Genomic DNA, 17,187 nt, shown 5'->3' with positions numbered 1-17,187 from the left:
CCCACCAGCGCCTTGCTCAGATCGAGCAGACGCTACATTGCGAATAGTCCGTGTCCTGAAATACGGGGGCAAGATCAGGCTCATCTGGGCCGAGTTCGCCGACCCTGCGCGCCATTTCGAGCAGCTCGTCGTCATTCGTTGCGCCAGCGTCCATCTTCGAACCTCCAGCCCGGCGGCACCTCGGCCCCCGGTTTCATCCACGCCGGCGTGTTCGCGCCGAAGATCATCTCTTCTGCCGGCTCGTCATCGACGTGCGCAGCTCTTCGTGCGACCGCAATCGGGTCCTCGTGGCCACTGCTTTCGTAGCGCAGCCACGCCTCCCCGAGCGCGTCGTCCAGCGCCAGCCGCGGCTCGAACTTGAGTAGCGCCGCGGCGTACTGCTCTTCCCATTCCAGGCGGGCCGCCTTGACCTTGCTCATGGCTCTCTCCGGTAGATGTCCAACACCGTGCAGTCCCATTCCTGCACGCACCAGCACAGCTCGGGCGTGATCTCCCAGCCCATGAAGCGGATGACCTCGCCGGTGACCTCCGTCACCTTGGCTTCGAAAAGCTCGGGCCCCGGTGGGCGCACGTTCGGATAGCCCTGCCGAGGCTCCACACTGATCGTCAGGTACGGCACCTGGCGGTCCCAGACCATCTTTCGCATCGTCACGAGATCGCCCGTGAAGCCCTCGGTTTTTCGGAAGCGGGCGATGAATCGACCGGCATCCCGGCGAAGTTCAACTCGGACTCTCATGCTGTATGAATATACAGTACTTTTGCCGGACATCGAACGTGACATGAAAGGCGCGTACAGGCAAAAATGTGCCGATGTGCTCTCACTACCAAGCCGAGAAACGCCGCCGCCAGCTCGAAAAGATGGGGATCAAGCTGCCGCCCGACTGGGAACCGCCGCCCGGCGGCTCTCACATCTACCCGACGCAGTTGGCGCCGTTCATCCGCCGGCCGCCGGAGCGGGATTCAGGGGATGAGGCGGTGCCGGAACTGGAGCTGGTCGACGGGCATTTCGGCTTGCTGCCTGGGTTCGCGAAAGAAGTGAAGTACGGTCTGCGAACCTATAACGCGCGCACCGAGACGGTGTCGCAGCTCGCGAGCTTCAAGAACGCATGGGCGAAGCCGCGGCACTGCATCATCCCGTGCGAGGCGATCTACGAACCTGACTGGCGCACCGGCAAGTCGATCCCGACAAGGTTCACGGCGGCCAACGATGATGCGATCGGCGTTGCGGGCCTCTGGTCGCCCTGGAAGAACCCAGTGAGCGGTGAGTGGGAGCTCAGCTTCACCATGCTGACGATCAACGCCGACACGCACCCGCTGTTCATGCACATGCATCGGCCTGACCCGAAACGCCCGCCACACATGCAGGACAAGCGGATGGTGGCGATCCTGCCGCAGGCTCAGTTCGAGCCGTGGCTCGACGCCTCGCCGCAGGAGGCGTTCGAGTTCATGCGGCAGTACCCGGCCGAGATGCTCACGATGACGCCGGAGCCTCTGCCGCCCAAGGTGTCAAAGGCGAAAGAGCCCCCGCAGCTGCCGGTCCAGCCGGTCCAGCCGGGCCTTCTGTAACCGCCCCCTCCCATCTGCGTCGCTCAGGACAGAAACTGCCTATCCGCGACCGGCGAGCCGTCCTCATCTTCTGCGCTGGTGCGCGGGCCGATTCGCTCGTCGGGGGCATAGCCAACCAGCGCCCTGGTGCCTGCGCTTAAGGCATCGATCCACATCTCGCACGGCTCCTCCGCTGCCTCAAGCTCTCGCCATTGCGAGGCATCGTCGCCTTCCTCCATCAGCACCCAGTAGAAGTGCCCGGGATCCGGCTCGTCGACGTGGACGGAGATTCGGCGAATGGACTGCATCACCTGTCTCCAGCAAGATACTGTCGGACCTCCTCGGCGGAATTGCCGACTGCCTTGACTGCATCGCGCAGCTGAGTTTCGCTACAGCCAAGGGACTCGGTCCATGAGCGCACCTCGTGGGGTTCGTCGAGAGAAATGAGCTTGCGATCGAGGCCGGTTTTCTTGGGGTCGTCTGCCATGAGGGCTCCTGTTGTGCCCGACACCGCGCCGGGGCAAGCATGAATATGACGCGCGACAAGCCTGGGTGACACCACCAAAAGGCGGTTTCGGCTGACAGTACCCCTCCTACGTCGGGCGGACTGTCACGCGGTGATCAACCTTGCCGACTACCCGCCGATGCTGCTCGAGGAGCGCCCGATCGACTTCGACGAGCCCGGTTGGATCTACGAGTTGAAGCTGGATGGCTACCGGTTGCTGGCGGAGTTCGACGGCGAGGTGCACCTGCGCACCCGCAATGGCGCGGATGCCGCGAAGTGGTTCCCCGAGGTCACGCAGAGCCTTGCCAAGGTGAAGGGCGGTAGGTATGTCGTTGACGGGGAGGTGTGCGTGCTGGACGAGATGGGGCGCAGCGACTTCAACCTGCTGCACGAGCGCGCCCGCCGGCGGCGGGCATACGCCGGTGGTCCCGACGTCGTCTACTGCGTGTTCGACCTGCTCGTGAACCGCGGGGTGGACATCACGCAGCAGCCGCTCGCGCAGCGCAAGGAGGCCTTGGCCAAGCTCTTGAAGCGGCCGCTGCCGTCGGTCATGTACGTCAGCCACTTCGAGGCCGAGGACGGCGCCCGGCTGTTCAAGGAGGCGGTGATACCGCTGAAGCTTGAAGGCCTGGTGGCAAAGCGGGAGCAGAGCGTCTACACGCCGGGCCAGCGGTCCGCGGACTGGGTTAAAGTCAAGCGCAAGGGCGCCATCCCGCCGGAGCGCTTCAAGCGGTGAGGGCGGCGCTAGGCCGGCCAGCGGGCAACGGTGTCTGCCGCCTCGGACTTCGCAGCGGCTCGCGCAAGGTGCGCCTTCACGTGAATATCGTAGACCGCGCGCTGGTTCGGCGTGAGAGATTCGTAGCCTTGACTCAGCGCCTGTTTGGCCACGCCCTCGGCCGCAGAGCCAGGGGCGATAGAGCCGTCGTCCAGCAATGCCTGAAGCAACTCGTTCAGTTCATACTCAGAGAATTCCATGCAGAGCCCCTTGTGGAGTTCGTACTTTAACCCTCACCGACCGTCCGAGCAGTCCCTGCGCGATACCTATGGCCGAGTTCAACTACAAGAGCACCCTCCACGGGCCAAGAATTTTCAGCGTCGCAGATGAGGGTGGCATAGTCTGCCTCGACGGGAAGCCGCTGACGCACTTTGGATACTATGCGGAGACGTCCAGGCCGAAAGACGCGCTGCGTGCTGACGCCGGCACGCTCGAGGCCGTTGCGCGTCGTTGGTGGAAGAGTCGTGTTGGCCATCTCAATGCGTTTGGGCATAAGGCGTACGGGATCGATCCGTGACCGGGCGCGGCCCGTGCGACTGCCCACCGAGATCCCCCCTGTTTCGGGGAGATTTCTCGGGGAGATTAACGGGGAAAGTAGAGGGTTTGAGGGGAAGCGAAGAGGGCTCGCTCCCTGTAGAGCGTTGATTTCATTGACCTGAATTTTTGGTTCGAGTCCAATCGCGCCTACCAAGTTTCCCCTCTGAAGAAGACCAGTCTTCAGGCTCTCGGGGAAATTCAGGGAAGAATTCCTTCCCTCCAGCATTCCACCCGCTGAAGCAGACAAAGACCATGGCCATGTTGTTGTGCTACCTTGGCCGTTCTGCCATTTCTTTTCGATTTTCTTGACAAGCGATCTGATGAAAATGCGATCGACATACGTCGATCGGGCCGCTGACGAGCGACGTCTGGCCGCATTGCTCAAACAGGCCCCGGTGGAATTTGCGCGTGCGGTCTACGGTATCAACGACCATGCGAGCGGCCGCACCGAGACCATGGCCGCACGCGAGATCGCAAGGGCACTTCGCCAGGGCGTGCCGGTGACGCAGGAGCGTGCCGAACAGCGCGCTCGCGCCTACCTGCCGACGGCCGGCCACGAGCACTGCCCGCGTTGCTGGGTGGTCTACGGCCACAAGAATCCACTGCGGTTCCGGCAAGCCAGCGATGAACGTCCCGAGACCGCCGCCTGCAACGCATGCGGCGCCGAGTACGCGACCACCGTCGATTGAGCCACTCCGCGCGCGGTCAGGGTAAACCTTGTCGCGATGCAGCAAAACCGCTACCTAGAATCGTTCGCATGACATGGACTTCCATGTAGAGGAGTGCGCAGTGCAGAGCAAGAAGTCCGGGGTCAAGCCGGTGCAACGTGTCATCAAGAAGTACCCCAACCGAAGGCTCTACGACACCGAGACGTCCACCTACATCACGCTCACCGAGGTGAAACAGTTGGTGGTACAGAATGCACAGTTCGTGGTGCGCGACGCCAAGTCCGGCGACGACCTCACGCGCAGCATCCTGCTGCAGATCATTCTCGAAGAGGAAGCGGGGGGCGCGCCGATGTTCACCGAGCAGGTGCTGGCCAACATCATCCGGTTCTATGGGCAGGCGATGCAGGGCTACATGGGCCCTTATCTCGAGAAGAACATCCAGGCCATGACCGAAGTCCAGGCGCAACTCGCCGAGAAGGCCGAAGGCCTGACGCCGGAGATGTGGTCGCGCTTCATGAGCATGCAGTCGCCAATGCTGCAGGGGCTCATGGGCAACTACGTCGAGCAGTCCAAGAACGTCTTCCTGCAGATGCAGGAGCAGATGCAGAAGAACACCGAGCAGGTGCTGGGCGCCTTCGGCATCAAACGCCCCTGAATCCCCGCCCCGGCCGATAGCTGGGACAATACGGGCAATATGAGCGAAGTTGCCTCCCACGAACGAACTGCCACGAAAGCCGCCCCCAAGGTCGGCTTCGTGAGCCTTGGCTGCCCCAAAGCCCTTACCGACTCCGAACTGATCCTGACCCGGCTGAGCGCCGAGGGCTACCAGACCGCCAAGAGCTTCGAGGGCGCCGATCTGGTGATCGTCAACACCTGCGGCTTCATCGACGACGCGGTCCGGGAGAGCCTCGACACGATCGGCGAGGCCCTGGCCGAGAACGGCCGCGTGATCGTCACCGGCTGCCTCGGCGCCAAGACGGGCGACCAAGGCGGCAACCTGGTGCGGCAGATGCATCCCAGCGTGCTCGCCGTGACCGGCCCGCATGCCACGCAGGAAGTGATGGACGCCGTCCACGCCAACCTGCCGAAGCCCCACGATCCGTTCATCGACCTGGTGCCCAACAGCTTCGGCGTGGCGGGCCTCAAGCTCACGCCGCGGCACTACGCCTACCTGAAGATCAGCGAGGGCTGCAATCACCGCTGCACCTTCTGCATCATTCCTTCGATGCGCGGCGACCTGGTGTCGCGGCCCGTCGGCGACGTGCTCAGCGAAGCGAAGGCGCTGTTCGAGGGCGGCGTGAAGGAGCTGCTGGTGATCAGTCAGGACACCTCGGCCTACGGTGTCGACGTCAAGTACCGCACCGGCTTCTGGGACGGCAAACCGGTCAAGACACGCATGCTCGAACTGGTGCGCACGCTCGGCGAAATTGCCGAGCCGTACGGCGCCTGGGTGCGGCTGCACTACGTCTATCCGTACCCGAGCGTCGACGAGATCATTCCGCTGATGGCCAGCGGACAGGTGTTGCCGTACCTCGACGTGCCGCTGCAGCACAGCCATCCCGATGTGCTCAGGCGCATGAAGCGGCCGGCAAGCGGCGAAAAGAACCTCGAGCGCATCGCGCGCTGGCGGGAGGTCTGCCCCCAGCTGGTGATCCGCAGTACCTTCATCGCGGGATTTCCCGGCGAAACCGAACAGGAGTTCGAACACCTGCTCGATTTCATTCGCGAGGCACAGATCGACCGGGCGGGCTGCTTTGCCTACAGCCCGGTCCAGGGTGCCACCGCCAACGACATTCCGGGCATGTTGCCGACCGAGGAGCGCGAGGCGCGCCGCGCGCGCTTCATGGAAGTGGCCGAGGCAGTCTCGATCGCCAAGCTGCGCCAGCGCGTGGGCGCCACCATGCAGGTGCTCGTGGACTCGGCACCGGCCATGGGCCGCAAGGGCGGGGTTGGCCGCAGCTACGCCGACGCGCCGGAGATCGACGGCACGGTGCGGCTGCTGCCGCCGGAGAAGATCAGCAAGACGCTCAAGGTCGGTGAATTCACCCGGGCACGCATCGTCGGTGTCGAAGGGCACGACCTGGTCGCGCTGCCGATCTGACGCGTGCGGGGCCCTCAAAGAGAAAAGCCCGCGCGAGCGGGCTTTTCAATTGGCGGGGTGCAGGCTGCCAGGGCCGGGCAAGTGCTCAGTCATCCGAGCGCGAGATGACCAGAAGGCTCATGAACAACGCGCCGAGGAACATGCCGATCAACAAGGTGAATGCTGCGATCACGATAGTTTCCGTTTGGTTTGATGGCTAGATTTTCGAACCAAACGTAACCTTATGTGTAGTTTTGACGTTACTTTTTGACGCATTTTTAGCCGAAAGTGTGACTTTCGCCACACCTTGGGCCATGCGCCGTCACCGCACGGCAGCGAATCAGAGCCGCAACCCGGCGCAAAGGGCGGCCCAGGCCGCCACCAACAGCACCGCGCCGACGACGCTTCGCGGTCTCGCACCGCGTTCTTTCATCCACCACGACGAAAGCGGCAATCAGCTTTGCGAACCAGGGGGTGCCAGGGTGGCGGCAAGCGAACCAGAGCGTGACGGCGTCGCGCTTGATCGTCACGCCCATTGGCGGATGCTTTGGACGATGGACATAGTTGACAGTCGTCTACGCGTGGTAAGGTGCGTCTGGGCTTCAAGGCCAACACGCAGATCCGTCCGTGATCCCTGCCGCGGGTTGAACGCCGCACTCTTACCAGCCCATTTGTTCGAATCCGTGTCGTCGACAAGCGTTTCGCAGGATGGCCCTTTCGAAGGGCGCGATGGGCTGCGCGAGTGCACAAGCCTGACGTCGTTCGGCCCGGCATCGGCGCTGATCGGCATTCGTGAGGGAAACCATCCCTCGATCATGTTCCCAGGGCAAAGAAAAAACCCCTGCGAATCTACGATTCACAGGGGTTTCAGCTTGGTAGGGGTGGTGCCCAGAAGAGGACTCGAACCTCCACGATGTTACTCGCTAGTACCTGAAACTAGTGCGTCTACCAATTCCGCCATCTGGGCCCACATAACTGCCGAAGCAGTTATGTTTTGAATTTCAGGAAAGAGAGAATCATATCAAAAATAATGGCCACTCCAGCGGTCTGCTGGACGAATTTGAAGGAACCGTTCAAGGGCATCGCGACGGTCACGGTTTCGTGCAGCGCGACGACGGCGAAGCCGATATCTATCTACCCCCCAACGAGATGCGCGCGGTGCTGCACAAGGACCGCGTCAAGGCGCGCGTGGTGCGCCAGGACCGCCGCGGCCGCCCCGAGGGGCGCGTGGTTGAGATCGTCGAGCGTCCCGAGCAGCCGATCATCGGCCGCCTGCTGCATGAAGGCGGCGTCTGGCTCGTCGCGCCCGAAGACAAGCGCTATGGCCAGGACGTCCTGATCCCCAAGGGAGCGACCGGGCCTGCCAAGGTCGGGCAGGTGGTGGTGGTGCAGCTCACCGAGCCGCCCGCCCTGTTCGGGCAGCCCGTGGGCCGCGTGAAGGAGGTGCTCGGCGAGATCGACGATCCCGGCATGGAGATCGAGATCGCGGTGCGCAAGTACGGCGTGCCGCACGAGTTCTCCGAAGCCTGTCTGGCCGACGCCAAGGCGCTGCCCGAGAAAGTGCGGCCTGCGGACAAGAAGGGCCGCGTCGACCTGACCGACGTGCCGCTCGTCACCATCGACGGCGAAGACGCACGCGACTTCGACGATGCGGTGTACTGCGAGCCCGCCAAGGTCGGTCGCGGCAAGGGCTGGCGGCTGCTGGTCGCCATCGCCGATGTCAGTGCGTATGTGCAAACCGGCTCGGCGATCGACATCGACGCCTACGACCGCGCGACCAGCGTGTACTTTCCGCGCCGCGTCATTCCGATGCTGCCCGAGAAGCTCTCGAACGGCCTCTGCTCGCTGAACCCCGAAGTCGAGCGCCTGTGCATGGTGTGCGACATGCTCGTGGCGGCGGATGGCGAGATCTACGCCTACCAGTTCTATCCGGCGGTGATGTTCAGCCACGCGCGCTTCACATACACGGAGGTGGCGGCGATCCTCGGCAATACGCGCGGCCCCGAGGCGGCCAAGCGCAAGGACCGCGTGAAGGACCTGCTGAACCTGGCCGACGTCTACAAGGCCCTGCTGAAGCAGCGCAGCAAGCGCGGTGCGGTCGACTTCGAGACCACCGAGACGCAGATCATCTGCGACGACGCAGGCCGCATCGAGAAGATCGTGCCACGCACACGCAACGAGGCACACCGCCTGATCGAAGAGGCCATGCTCGCTGCCAATGTGTGCAGCGCCGACTTCATCGCCCAGGGCAAGCACCCGGGCCTGTACCGCGTGCACGAAGGGCCGACGACCGAGAAGAAGGAGATCCTGCGCGGCTACCTGAAGGCCATGGGCGTCGGCCTCAGCATCACCGACGACCCGAGACCGGGCGAATTCCAGGCGATCGCCCAGGCCACGAAGGACCGGCCCGACGCGCAGCAGATCCACACCATGCTGCTGCGCTCGATGCAGCAGGCCATCTACACACCGTTCAACAGCGGCCACTTCGGGTTGGCCTACGAGGCCTACACGCACTTCACCAGCCCGATCCGGCGCTATCCCGACCTGCTCGTGCACCGCGTGATCAAGGCCATCCTCGGCAACGCGCGCTACCAGTTGCCGATGCTGCCGACACCCGGCGAAGCGCACGCCAAGCTGGCCAAGCGCCTCGCGTCACGCGTCAAGGCGCCCACGACCAAGCCGCAGAAGGCCACGATCGCACCGACCAAGGAAGTGCTCGCGTGGGAAGCCGCGGGCCTGCATTGCAGCGCCAACGAGCGCCGCGCCGACGAAGCGAGCCGCGACGTCGAAGCCTGGCTCAAGTGCAAGTACATGCGCGAGCACCTGGGCGAGGAGTACGGCGGCGTGGTCACGTCGGCCACGACCTTCGGCATCTTCGTGACGCTCGATGCGATGTATGTCGAGGGGCTGGTGCACATCACCGAGCTCGGCGGCGAGTACTTCAAGTTCGACGAGATGCGCCAGGAACTGCGCGGCGAGCGCACCGGCATCCGCTACGCCATCGGCACCCGCGTGCGCGTGCAGGTGAGCCGTGTCGATCTCGATGGACGCAAGATCGACTTCCGCCTCGTGCGCGAGGGCGAGGACCTCACGGCGCGCGCGATGAAGGACAAGGGTGTGGGTTCAGCGGGCGTGCCGGTCAAGGCATCGTCCAAGCGCAGTTCGCGCCACAAGGCCGAAGCCGCCGCGGTCGAGCCGCGCGCCGAGCGGGTCGCCGTCTCTGCGGCGGCGGTGGAGCCGCAGTCGGCCATGCAGGCGTTCAAGTCCGCGGTCAAGAAGGCCGCGAACAAGATGAAAGGGCGCAAGCCGCGCCGCCCCTGACGATATCAACGAGCTACCGAACAGACAAAGCTGAAAAGGAGACACAGAGCATGAGCGTCGAGAACAACAAGGGCCGCATCGCGATCGTCACGGGTGCCGGCACGGGCATCGGCCGCGCGGCGGCGCTGGCACTGCTGGGCGACGGCTGGAGCGTGGCGCTCGCGGGGCGCCGCCTTGAGCCGCTCGAGCAGGTGGCCGAGGAATCGGGTGCGGGCGCGCGCGCCTTCGCGGTGCCGACCGACGTGGCCAACGCCGATTCGGTGCAGGCGCTGTTCGCCGCGACGGTGGAGCGCTTCGGCCGCGTGGACCTGCTCTTCAACAATGCGGGCGTGGGCAACCCGCCCGGCGCCTTCGAGGACTGGACGCCCGAGCAGTGGCGTGGCGTGGTCGACATCAACCTGAGCGGCATGTTCTTCTGCATCCAGCAGGCGTTCCGCACCATGAAGGCGCAGACGCCGCGCGGTGGCCGCGTCATCAACAACGGGTCGATCTCGGCCACCGCGCCCCGCCCGAACTCGGCCGCCTACACGGCGACCAAGCATGGCGTCGAGGGCCTCACCAAGACGGCCTCGCTCGACGGGCGGAAGTACGACATCGCGGTCGGCCAGATCGATGTGGGTAACGCGATGACGGAGCTGGCCGCGCGCATGGCCAAGGGCGTGCCGCAGGCCAACGGCGAACTCGCGGTCGAGCCGCTGATGGACGTGAAGATCGTGGGGCAGTCGGTGCTCTACATGGCGAACCTGCCGCTGGAAGCCAACGTGCTGTTCCACACCGTCATGGCGACAAAGATGCCCTTTGTCGGACGCGGCTAGACGCTTTGGCGCGCCAGTGTGCCCGCCGTCAAGGCGGGTGCGCCGGCGGGCCAGGTGTCGGCCGCATGGCCGTGGTGCCATACCGACGCGCAGGCCGCCTCGAACGCAGGCCGGCCCGAGGCCAGCGCTGCACCGATCATTCCCGCGAGCACGTCGCCGGTACCGGCAGTGGCCAGGCGCGCATTGCCGGTCGGATTGACGACCGGCGCTGGGCCGTCTTCGGCAATGATCGTGCCGGAGCCCTTGAGTACCAGCACAACGCCGAATCGCGCAGCGAGTTCACGCGCCGCCGCGAGTCGGTCGCGCTGGACTTCGCCCGCCGTGCATCCGAGCAGCCGCGCTGCCTCGAGCGGATGGGGCGTCAGCACCGTGGGGCGGCCACGGTGGCGCCGCCTCGACAGTTGCACCTGCAGGTTGCGGTCGGTCGCCAGCGCATTGAGCGCGTCCGCGTCGAGCACCAGCGTGGCCGCGGTGGCCAGCACGCGCGGCAGCAGGGCGCGCACCGCGGTGCCGCCGCCGCAGCCACAGACGACCGCCATGGCTGAAAGATCGAGCGAGGCGGCGTCGCGCAGCATCAGTTCGGGCTGCAGCGCGGCGACGGGCGCGGCATCCGGGTCGAGCAAGCCGGCGTAGACGCGGCCGGCCCCGGCATGCAAGGCGGCGGTGGCGGCCAGCAGTGCCGCGCCCGCCATGCCGGGCGCGCCGCCGACCACGGCGACGTCGCCCTGGCTGCCCTTGTGCGAGGCATGCAGGCGCGGAGGGATCCGGGGCGCACCCGCGAGCCGGGCTGCCGGCGGCTCGTCGACGCTGTCGCAGCCCAGGTCATCGAACCAGATGCTGCCGCAGGCGTCGCGGCCCTGCGCTGTGAAGAGGCCGGGCTTGAGCGTCAAGAGGCTCAGGCAGTGGCGCGGCGAGGCAGCGCTGTCCGGCGCCTGTCGGGCCGCGCGATGCAGCACGCCGGTGTCCGCGTCCAGGCCGGACGGCACATCGATGCTCAAGGTAGGCGCCGCCGCTCGATGCATGCGCTGCAGCCACTCGGCCACGTGGCCTTCGGGCGGGCGCGTCGAGCCGATGCCGAGCAGGGCGTCGATCGCGAGATCGTGCGCAGGCGGCGGTGCCGGGGTGATCTCGACGCCGGCCTCGCGCGCACGTCGAAGCGAGACCCTGGCGTCCGACGGTAGGCGGGTCTCGTCGCCCTCGAAGGTGACGACCGGCGAGAAGCCGCGCTCGCGCAGCCGCATCGCGGCTTCGAAGCCGTCGCCACCGTTGTTGCCCGGACCGCAGGCGATCCAGATGGTCCGCGCATGCGGCGCGATCGCCATGGCCAGCCGGGCCGCGGCCAGTCCGGCGCGCTGCATCAGCGTGTGGGCGGGTAGCGCCTTGGCCCAGCGCTGTTCGATCCGGCGTGTCGACGCGCGGTCGAAGAGGTCTGCGACAGTGTCTGGCGTGATGCGCTGCATGGGCCGATTCTGCGCGACCGCCGCGCGTCCAGTCGTTCAGGCGTGCAGATGCAGCCGCTCGATCCCGAGGCCTTCGAGATCGACGCCGGCATCGCGCCCGCCGATCAGGTCGGCCACCACGCGGGCGCTGCCGCACGAAAGTGCCCAGCCGCTCGAACCGTGTCCCAGGTTGAGCCAAACGCCCGGGATGCCGCTCGCGCCGAGCACCGGCGGACCGTCGGGCAGCATCGGGCGGGCGCCTTTCCATTGCTGCACGCCCGACTGCAGTGTGGCCGCGCCGGGGAACCAGTCGTGCAGCACCTTGTAGAGCGTCTGCACCGCTGCGGGGTTGATGCGGCTCAGCGAGCCGCCGATCTCGGCGCTGCCGGCCACGCGCACCCGCTGCCCGAGGCGCGAGATTGCGACCTTGTAGCGTTCGTCCATCACCGCGCTGCGCGGCGCGTTGAGTGATTCGCGGATCGGCGCGCTGATGGAGTGGCCGTACACCGGCGCCAGCGGAATGCGCAGGCCGAGCGGGCGCAGCAGCGTGGCCGAGGCGAGGCCGGCGCAGACCACCACGGCATCGAAGTGCAGCGGCGGCGAGCCGCTCGCGAGTGCGACGGCGGTGGGCGCGGCGCGGCTCAACGGTGCGATGTCGCAGTTGAAGTGGAACTGGGCGCCGAGCGCCTCGGCCTCCCACTTGAGCAGCAGCGCGAACTGCCGGCAGTTGGCCACCTCGTCGTCGGGCAGGTGGATGGCGCCGGCCAGCGCGGTGTCGGCGTTGAGCGCGGGCTCGATGCGGCGGGCTTCGTCGGCGTCGACTTCGCGAAACACGCTGCCGGCCGAGCGCAGCACCTCGAGGCCTGGCTGGATGAGTTTCTTCTCGCGCTTGGAGCGCAGCAGCACCAGGTAGCCGTCGCTGCGTTCGTAGCTCAGTTCGCGCGCCTCGGTCACCTCGTGCAGCCGGGTCCGGCTGTAGAACGCCAGGCGCTGCATGCGGGCGCGGTTGGCGAGATAGGTCTCGAGCTTGCACGCCCTCTGCCAGCGCGACATCCAGCCGAGGTCTTGCGTGCCGAGCGGCCAGCGCAGCTTGATGGCGCCATGCGACGAAAGCAGCGAGCGCAGCACCTTGGCGCGCATGCCCGGCGCAGCCCAGGGTGTGACGTACCCTGGCGCGACCACGCCGGCATTCGCGAAGCTGCCTTCTTCGGCGGCGGCGCCGCGGCGTTCGAACACGGCCACTTCGTGGCCGTCCGAGGCCAGTTCCCAGGCGCTGGTGACGCCGATGATGCCGGCGCCCACGATCGCGATTTTCATTGAGTGATGGAGTAAGAAAAGATGGCGCGCCGGGTGTCGGCCCGACTGGGCGAGCCTACCGTGCCTGCAGCGCCTTTTCCGCCTGAAGGGCAATCGCCAGCACGGCGTCGTCGTGCATCGCCGCATGCCAGAGCATCAGCCCGGCCGGCAGTTCGCCCGCGGCCTGGCAGGGCAGCGAGATCGCGCATCCGTCGAGCATGTTGACGATCGACGGATTGCGCAGCAGCAGCGCATTGACGCGGAAGAACGCATCGTCGCGCTCGGCGCCAGGCGCCACGCTTGCGATGCTCGGCGCGGTGATCGGTACCGTGGGCGACAGCAAGGCGTCGAAGCCCGAAAGCGACGCTTCGACGCGCGCGATCCAGGTCCGCCGCGCATTCAGCAGGTCGATGTACTCGTGCGCCTTCATGCCGGCGCCCCTGAGGATGCGCTGGGCGACCCGCGGATCGTAGCCGGCGCCGCTGCGCTCGAGCAGCAAGCGGTGCCAGGCATACGATTCGGCGGCCGAGAAACCGCCGGTGGCATTGATTCCCTGCAGGTCGGCGAGTTCGGGCAGCGTGATTTCCTCGATGCGGGCGCCGGCGCCGCGCAACACGTGCAACGCACGGTCGAAGGCGCGGGCGACCGACGGTTCGATGTCGTCGAAGAACACGTTCTTCACGACCGCAAGCCGGTACGCACCCACGGGCGCGGCACCGCGCGTCACGCGCCGTGCCGAAAGGATTTCGTGCGCGAGGATCGCGTCACGCACAGAGCGCGTCATGGCGCAGACGGTGTCGAGGGTGGTCGACAGCGGGAGCGCGCCATCGGCCGGAACAAGGCGCGCGGTGCTCTTGAAGCCCACGATGCCATTGAGTGCAGCGGGGATGCGGATCGAGCCGCCGGTGTCCGAGCCCAGGCCGATGAAGGCGGCGCCCGCGGCCACCGAGACCGCCGCGCCCGAAGATGAACCGCCGGGAATGCGCGGCATGGCCGCTTCCGCCGCATTGGCGGGCGTGCCGTGGTGAGGATTGACCCCGACCCCCGAGAACGCAAACTCCGTCATGTTGGTGCGGCCCGTGAGCACCCCGCCGGCGGCCCGCAGGCGCGCCACCGCGACCGCGTCGGTCTGGGCCGCCGGCGCGTGCGCAAGCACCATCGAACCGGCCGGTGTGGGCTGTCCCTCGACGTCGAACAGGTCCTTTGCGGTGAAGGCGAGGCCGGCAAGGCGGCTCGCCGGCGCTGCGCCGGCGATTTCCCGGCGGGCTTCGTCGAACATGGTGCGGGTGAAGACGTGGCGGCAGGCCGGCGATTCGGAGATGCCGATGGCACGCTCCAATTCGGTGCGTGCATCGGTGCCGCCGGCCAGGAGTTCCAGGCGGGTGGCGTGAAGGTCGTTCATGGGGGCTGGAGGGGGGTGGGTCGGCGTTGCGGGGAAGGCGGCAAGGGGCGCGTGCTATACTCTTTGGGTTTCGCTGATCGCGTGGCGGACTTTCGCTACAGCAGCCAGACGCATTCGCAAACCGGCCCATTCAAGGTGTTGCGGCTCCGCCCAAAGAGGGCTGGAGAAGCAAAGCGGGCTGGATTTTAGACCCAACCTTTGGAGTAATTTCAATGTCGACCACCATGCGCGAAATGCTGGAAGCCGGTGTCCACTTCGGCCACCAGACCCGCTTCTGGAACCCCAAGATGGCACCGTTCATCTTCGGCCATCGCAACAAGATCCACATCATCAACCTGGAAAAGTCGCTCCCGATGTTCCAGGACGCGATGAAGTACGCCAAGCAGCTCACCGCCAACCGCGGCACTATCCTGATGGTCGGCACCAAGCGCCAGGCCCGTGAGATCGTGGCGGCCGAAGCCCGCCGTGCCGGCGTGCCCTTCGTCGACACCCGCTGGCTCGGCGGCATGCTGACCAACTTCAAGACGGTCAAGACCTCGATCAAGCGCCTGAAGGACATGAAGGCCCAGCAGGAAGCCGGTCTGGACAGTCTGAGCAAGAAAGAGCAGCTCACCTTCTCGCGTGAAATCGAGAAGCTCGAGAAGGACATCGGCGGCATCCAGGACATGACCGCGCTGCCCGACGCCATCTTCGTGATCGACGTGGGCTTCCACAAGATCGCCGTGGCCGAAGCCAAGAAGCTCGGCATCCCGCTGATCGGCGTGGTCGACTCGAACCACTCGCCCGAAGGCATCGACTACGTGATTCCCGGCAACGACGACTCGTCCAAGGCCGTGGTGCTTTACGCCCGCGGCATTGCCGACGCGATCATCGAAGGCCGCAACAGCGCTACCGGCGACGTGGTCAAGGCCATCGCCGAGGGCAGCGACGAATTCGTTGAAGTCGAAGAGGGCGCCTCGGCCTGATCGAGGCCCTCGCGCGCCTGAAGAAGGGGCTTTGGTGCCCCTTTTTTTTAATCTGATTTTTTGGACACGGAGATAGAACAATGGCTGCAATCACCGCAAGCATGGTCGGCGAACTTCGCGCAAAGACCGATGCGCCCATGATGGAATGCAAGAAGGCCCTGACGGAGGCCGACGGCAACATGGAAAAGGCCGAGGAACTGCTGCGCATCAAGCTCGGCAACAAGGCCGGCAAGGCGTCGGGCCGCATCACGGCCGAAGGCGTGGTCACCGCATTCGTCGAGGGCGACAAGGGCGGCATGATCGAGATCAACTGCGAGACCGATTTCGTCACCAAGAACGACAGCTTCCTGGCCATGGCCAATGCCGCTGCGATGCTGGTCGCGAAGAACAATCCGGCAGATCTCGCGGCGCTCGGCGCGCTCCCCTATGAGCAGGACGGCTTCGGCCCGACGCTCGAAGACGTGCGCAAGGGCCTGATCGGCAAGATTGGCGAGAACATGAGCTTCCGCCGCTTCAAGCACTTCTCGGGCAACGGCAAGCTGGCTTCGTACCTGCACGGCACGCGCATCGGCGTGATGGTCGAGTTCGAAGGCGACGACGCCTCGGCCAAGGACGTGGCCATGCACATCGCTGCCATGAAGCCGGTCGCCATCTCGGCCGCAGACGTGCCCGCCGAGCTGATCGAGAAAGAGCGCGCAGTGGCTGCAGGCAAGGCCGAGGAAGACCGCAAGACGGCCGAAGCCGAAGGCAAGAAGCCGCAGCCTGCCGACATCGTCGCGAAGCGCGTCGAAGGCGGCGTGCAGAAGTACCTCAAGGAAGTCTCGCTGCATAACCAGGCTTTCGTGAAGAACGACAAGCAGACCGTCGAACAGATGCTCAAGGCCGCCAACACCTCGATCAAGGGCTTCACGCTCTACGTGGTCGGCGAAGGCATCGAAAAGAAGGTCGACGACTTCGCGGCCGAAGTGGCTGCGCAGGTCGCTGCCGCCAAAGCTGGCGCGTAAAACTGTTACGCCCCGAAGCGACGGCCTGCGCCTGTGCGCCGTCGCTTTTTCACCGCCTCGTTCTACACTCGTCCCGCCAAATCAACCCAAGGAAAATGCCCATGTCCGATGCCCGCCCAGCCCACAAGCGAATCTTGTTGAAGCTGTCGGGAGAGGCATTGATGGGAGATGATGCCTTTGGTATTAACCGTGCCACCATCGTGCGCATGGTCGAGGAGGTGGCCGAGGTCGTGAACATGGGCGTCGAGGTCGCGGTCGTGATCGGCGGCGGCAACATCTTCCGCGGCGTCGCGGGAGGCTCCGTGGGCATGGACCGCGCCACGGCCGATTACATGGGCATGCTGGCCACGGTGATGAACTCGCTGGCGCTGGCCGATGCCATGAACAAGCAGGGCCTGGTGGCGCGCGTGATGTCGGCCATCGCCATCGAGCAGGTGGTCGAGCCGTATGTCCGGCCCAAGGCGCTGCAGTACCTCGAAGAGGGCAAGGTCGTGATCTTTGCCGCCGGCACGGGCAATCCGTTCTTCACCACCGACACGGCCGCTGCGCTGCGCGGCGCCGAGATCGGTGCCGAACTGGTGCTCAAGGCGACCAAGGTCGACGGCGTCTACAGCGCCGACCCCAAGACCCACCCGGACGCGACGCGCTATTCGACGCTGACTTTCGACCAGGCGATCGCGCAAAATCTGGGCATCATGGACGCCACGGCCTTTGCGCTGTGCCGCGACCAGAAACTGCCAATCAAGGTGTTCTCGATCTTCAAGAACGGCGCGCTCAAGCGTGTCGTCATGGGCGAGGACGAGGGCACGCTGGTGCATGCCTGAGGAGTAAATTG

18 protein-coding genes and 1 tRNA gene are annotated in these 17,187 nt (G+C 65.7%); 10 read left to right on the top strand and 9 right to left on the bottom strand.

All coding sequences use genetic code 11. From position 1 onward, the window contains the following. Nucleotides 1-131 precede the first annotated feature (131 nt). Together AC3A6J_RS07810 and AC3A6J_RS07805 are read right to left on the bottom strand one after the other, a co-directional pair. Nucleotides 132-419, bottom strand: coding sequence for a hypothetical protein (locus tag AC3A6J_RS07810; RefSeq protein WP_487859334.1), 288 nt, complete (start codon nt 417-419; stop codon nt 132-134). Then, complete coding sequence (locus AC3A6J_RS07805) at nt 416-646, bottom strand: hypothetical protein (RefSeq protein ID WP_487859333.1); 231 nt, start codon at nt 644-646, stop codon at nt 416-418. Before AC3A6J_RS07805 ends, AC3A6J_RS07810 begins: the two co-directional genes overlap by 4 nt. A 164-nt stretch (nt 647-810) precedes the next feature. Between AC3A6J_RS07805 and AC3A6J_RS07800 the strand changes: the two genes are divergently transcribed. After that, nucleotides 811-1,566, top strand: a complete 756-nt coding sequence (locus tag AC3A6J_RS07800) for an SOS response-associated peptidase (RefSeq protein WP_487859332.1) — start codon at nt 811-813, stop codon at nt 1,564-1,566. 23 nt (nt 1,567-1,589) lie between these two features. Here the strand turns inward: AC3A6J_RS07800 and AC3A6J_RS07795 are convergent, their stop codons facing one another. Both AC3A6J_RS07795 and AC3A6J_RS07790 read right to left on the bottom strand, forming a co-directional pair. Then, the gene (locus AC3A6J_RS07795; protein ID WP_487859331.1) at nt 1,590-1,853 is read right to left on the bottom strand and encodes a hypothetical protein; all 264 of its coding nucleotides are present in this window, start codon (nt 1,851-1,853) and stop codon (nt 1,590-1,592) included. Further along, nucleotides 1,853-2,032, bottom strand: a complete 180-nt coding sequence (locus tag AC3A6J_RS07790) for a DUF3606 domain-containing protein (RefSeq protein WP_487859330.1) — start codon at nt 2,030-2,032, stop codon at nt 1,853-1,855. The genes AC3A6J_RS07795 and AC3A6J_RS07790 overlap by 1 nt, the downstream gene beginning before the upstream one ends. A gap of 130 nt (nt 2,033-2,162) precedes the next feature. Between AC3A6J_RS07790 and AC3A6J_RS07785 the strand changes: the two genes are divergently transcribed. Beyond that, nucleotides 2,163-2,786: an ATP-dependent DNA ligase gene (locus tag AC3A6J_RS07785; RefSeq protein WP_487859329.1), complete on the top strand. Its 624-nt coding sequence runs from the start codon at nt 2,163-2,165 to the stop codon at nt 2,784-2,786. 8 nt (nt 2,787-2,794) lie between these two features. On the opposite strand, the gene AC3A6J_RS07780 is transcribed toward AC3A6J_RS07785, so the two are convergent. After that, complete coding sequence (locus AC3A6J_RS07780) at nt 2,795-3,025, bottom strand: hypothetical protein (protein WP_487859328.1); 231 nt, start codon at nt 3,023-3,025, stop codon at nt 2,795-2,797. Nucleotides 3,026-3,688: 663 nt separating this feature from the next. On the opposite strand from AC3A6J_RS07780, the gene AC3A6J_RS07775 reads away from it, so the two are divergent. The 3 genes from AC3A6J_RS07775 (at nt 3,689) to rimO (ending at nt 6,131) form a co-directional block, all read left to right on the top strand. Continuing rightward, entirely contained in the window at nt 3,689-4,051 is a 363-nt protein-coding gene (locus AC3A6J_RS07775) for a hypothetical protein (RefSeq protein ID WP_487859327.1), read from the top strand. A 73-nt stretch (nt 4,052-4,124) separates the two neighbouring features. Beyond that, nucleotides 4,125-4,685: a polyhydroxyalkanoate synthesis repressor PhaR gene (gene phaR, locus AC3A6J_RS07770; RefSeq protein WP_487859326.1), complete on the top strand. Its 561-nt coding sequence runs from the start codon at nt 4,125-4,127 to the stop codon at nt 4,683-4,685. 39 nt (nt 4,686-4,724) lie between these two features. Next, complete coding sequence (gene rimO / locus AC3A6J_RS07765) at nt 4,725-6,131, top strand: 30S ribosomal protein S12 methylthiotransferase RimO (RefSeq protein ID WP_487859325.1); 1,407 nt, start codon at nt 4,725-4,727, stop codon at nt 6,129-6,131. A gap of 861 nt (nt 6,132-6,992) precedes the next feature. On the opposite strand, the gene AC3A6J_RS07760 is transcribed toward rimO, so the two are convergent. After that, nucleotides 6,993-7,077, bottom strand: a tRNA-Leu gene (locus AC3A6J_RS07760). Nucleotides 7,078-7,157: 80 nt separating this feature from the next. On the opposite strand from AC3A6J_RS07760, the gene rnr reads away from it, so the two are divergent. After that, nucleotides 7,158-9,431 carry a ribonuclease R gene (gene rnr / locus AC3A6J_RS07755; protein ID WP_487859359.1) on the top strand — a complete coding sequence of 758 codons (2,274 nt, stop codon included), beginning with the start codon at nt 7,158-7,160 and terminating at the stop codon, nt 9,429-9,431. Nucleotides 9,432-9,481: 50 nt separating this feature from the next. After that, complete coding sequence (locus AC3A6J_RS07750) at nt 9,482-10,246, top strand: SDR family oxidoreductase (protein ID WP_487859324.1); 765 nt, start codon at nt 9,482-9,484, stop codon at nt 10,244-10,246. Here AC3A6J_RS07750 and AC3A6J_RS07745 read toward each other — a convergent pair. From AC3A6J_RS07745 to AC3A6J_RS07735, 3 genes are read right to left on the bottom strand one after another with little or no spacing between them, the layout of a single operon-like run. Beyond that, nucleotides 10,243-11,706 carry an NAD(P)H-hydrate dehydratase gene (locus AC3A6J_RS07745; RefSeq protein ID WP_487859323.1) on the bottom strand — a complete coding sequence of 488 codons (1,464 nt, stop codon included), beginning with the start codon at nt 11,704-11,706 and terminating at the stop codon, nt 10,243-10,245. The genes AC3A6J_RS07750 and AC3A6J_RS07745 overlap by 4 nt on opposite strands. Before the next feature lie 36 nt (nt 11,707-11,742). Next, on the bottom strand, nt 11,743-13,002 hold the full coding sequence (locus tag AC3A6J_RS07740; RefSeq protein ID WP_487859322.1) for a D-amino acid dehydrogenase: 1,260 nt from the start codon (nt 13,000-13,002) through the stop codon (nt 11,743-11,745). 55 nt (nt 13,003-13,057) lie between these two features. Further along, on the bottom strand, nt 13,058-14,383 hold the full coding sequence (locus tag AC3A6J_RS07735) for an amidase (RefSeq protein ID WP_487859321.1): 1,326 nt from the start codon (nt 14,381-14,383) through the stop codon (nt 13,058-13,060). A gap of 212 nt (nt 14,384-14,595) precedes the next feature. Here AC3A6J_RS07735 and rpsB point away from each other — a divergent pair, with 212 nt between their 5' ends. The 3 genes from rpsB (at nt 14,596) to pyrH (ending at nt 17,176) form a co-directional block, all read left to right on the top strand. Further along, nucleotides 14,596-15,348 carry a 30S ribosomal protein S2 gene (gene rpsB / locus AC3A6J_RS07730; RefSeq protein WP_487859320.1) on the top strand — a complete coding sequence of 251 codons (753 nt, stop codon included), beginning with the start codon at nt 14,596-14,598 and terminating at the stop codon, nt 15,346-15,348. Between the two features lie 80 nt (nt 15,349-15,428). Continuing rightward, a complete protein-coding gene (gene tsf / locus AC3A6J_RS07725) occupies nt 15,429-16,352 on the top strand; it encodes a translation elongation factor Ts (protein WP_487859319.1) in 924 nt (307 codons plus the stop codon). Between the two features lie 101 nt (nt 16,353-16,453). Then, complete coding sequence (gene pyrH / locus AC3A6J_RS07720; protein WP_487859318.1) at nt 16,454-17,176, top strand: UMP kinase; 723 nt, start codon at nt 16,454-16,456, stop codon at nt 17,174-17,176. The last annotated feature ends 11 nt before the right edge of the window (nt 17,177-17,187 follow it).

It is taken from the genome of Variovorax sp. Soil_C_39, from assembly GCF_057656815.1.
The sequence above is the reverse complement of the archived record's forward strand: the minus strand, read 5'-3'. Positions and strand labels throughout refer to the sequence as shown.

What these genes read in the sequence shown, in the direction of transcription:
- AC3A6J_RS07810 (WP_487859334.1), bottom strand. Translation starts at nt 419, where the DNA reads ATGAGCAAGGTCAAGGCGGCCCGCCTGGAATGGGAAGAGCAGTACGCC.
- AC3A6J_RS07805 (WP_487859333.1), bottom strand. Translation starts at nt 646, where the DNA reads ATGCGAAAGATGGTCTGGGACCGCCAGGTGCCGTACCTGACGATCAGT.
- AC3A6J_RS07800 (WP_487859332.1), top strand. Translation starts at nt 811, where the DNA reads ATGTGCTCTCACTACCAAGCCGAGAAACGCCGCCGCCAGCTCGAAAAG.
- AC3A6J_RS07795 (WP_487859331.1), bottom strand. Translation starts at nt 1,853, where the DNA reads ATGCAGTCCATTCGCCGAATCTCCGTCCACGTCGACGAGCCGGATCCC.
- AC3A6J_RS07790 (WP_487859330.1), bottom strand. Translation starts at nt 2,032, where the DNA reads ATGGCAGACGACCCCAAGAAAACCGGCCTCGATCGCAAGCTCATTTCT.
- AC3A6J_RS07780 (WP_487859328.1), bottom strand. Translation starts at nt 3,025, where the DNA reads ATGGAATTCTCTGAGTATGAACTGAACGAGTTGCTTCAGGCATTGCTG.
- AC3A6J_RS07775 (WP_487859327.1), top strand. Translation starts at nt 3,689, where the DNA reads ATGCGATCGACATACGTCGATCGGGCCGCTGACGAGCGACGTCTGGCC.
- phaR (WP_487859326.1), top strand. Translation starts at nt 4,125, where the DNA reads ATGGACTTCCATGTAGAGGAGTGCGCAGTGCAGAGCAAGAAGTCCGGG.
- rimO (WP_487859325.1), top strand. Translation starts at nt 4,725, where the DNA reads ATGAGCGAAGTTGCCTCCCACGAACGAACTGCCACGAAAGCCGCCCCC.
- AC3A6J_RS07750 (WP_487859324.1), top strand. Translation starts at nt 9,482, where the DNA reads ATGAGCGTCGAGAACAACAAGGGCCGCATCGCGATCGTCACGGGTGCC.
- AC3A6J_RS07745 (WP_487859323.1), bottom strand. Translation starts at nt 11,706, where the DNA reads ATGCAGCGCATCACGCCAGACACTGTCGCAGACCTCTTCGACCGCGCG.
- AC3A6J_RS07740 (WP_487859322.1), bottom strand. Translation starts at nt 13,002, where the DNA reads ATGAAAATCGCGATCGTGGGCGCCGGCATCATCGGCGTCACCAGCGCC.
- AC3A6J_RS07735 (WP_487859321.1), bottom strand. Translation starts at nt 14,383, where the DNA reads ATGAACGACCTTCACGCCACCCGCCTGGAACTCCTGGCCGGCGGCACC.
- rpsB (WP_487859320.1), top strand. Translation starts at nt 14,596, where the DNA reads ATGTCGACCACCATGCGCGAAATGCTGGAAGCCGGTGTCCACTTCGGC.
- tsf (WP_487859319.1), top strand. Translation starts at nt 15,429, where the DNA reads ATGGCTGCAATCACCGCAAGCATGGTCGGCGAACTTCGCGCAAAGACC.
- pyrH (WP_487859318.1), top strand. Translation starts at nt 16,454, where the DNA reads ATGTCCGATGCCCGCCCAGCCCACAAGCGAATCTTGTTGAAGCTGTCG.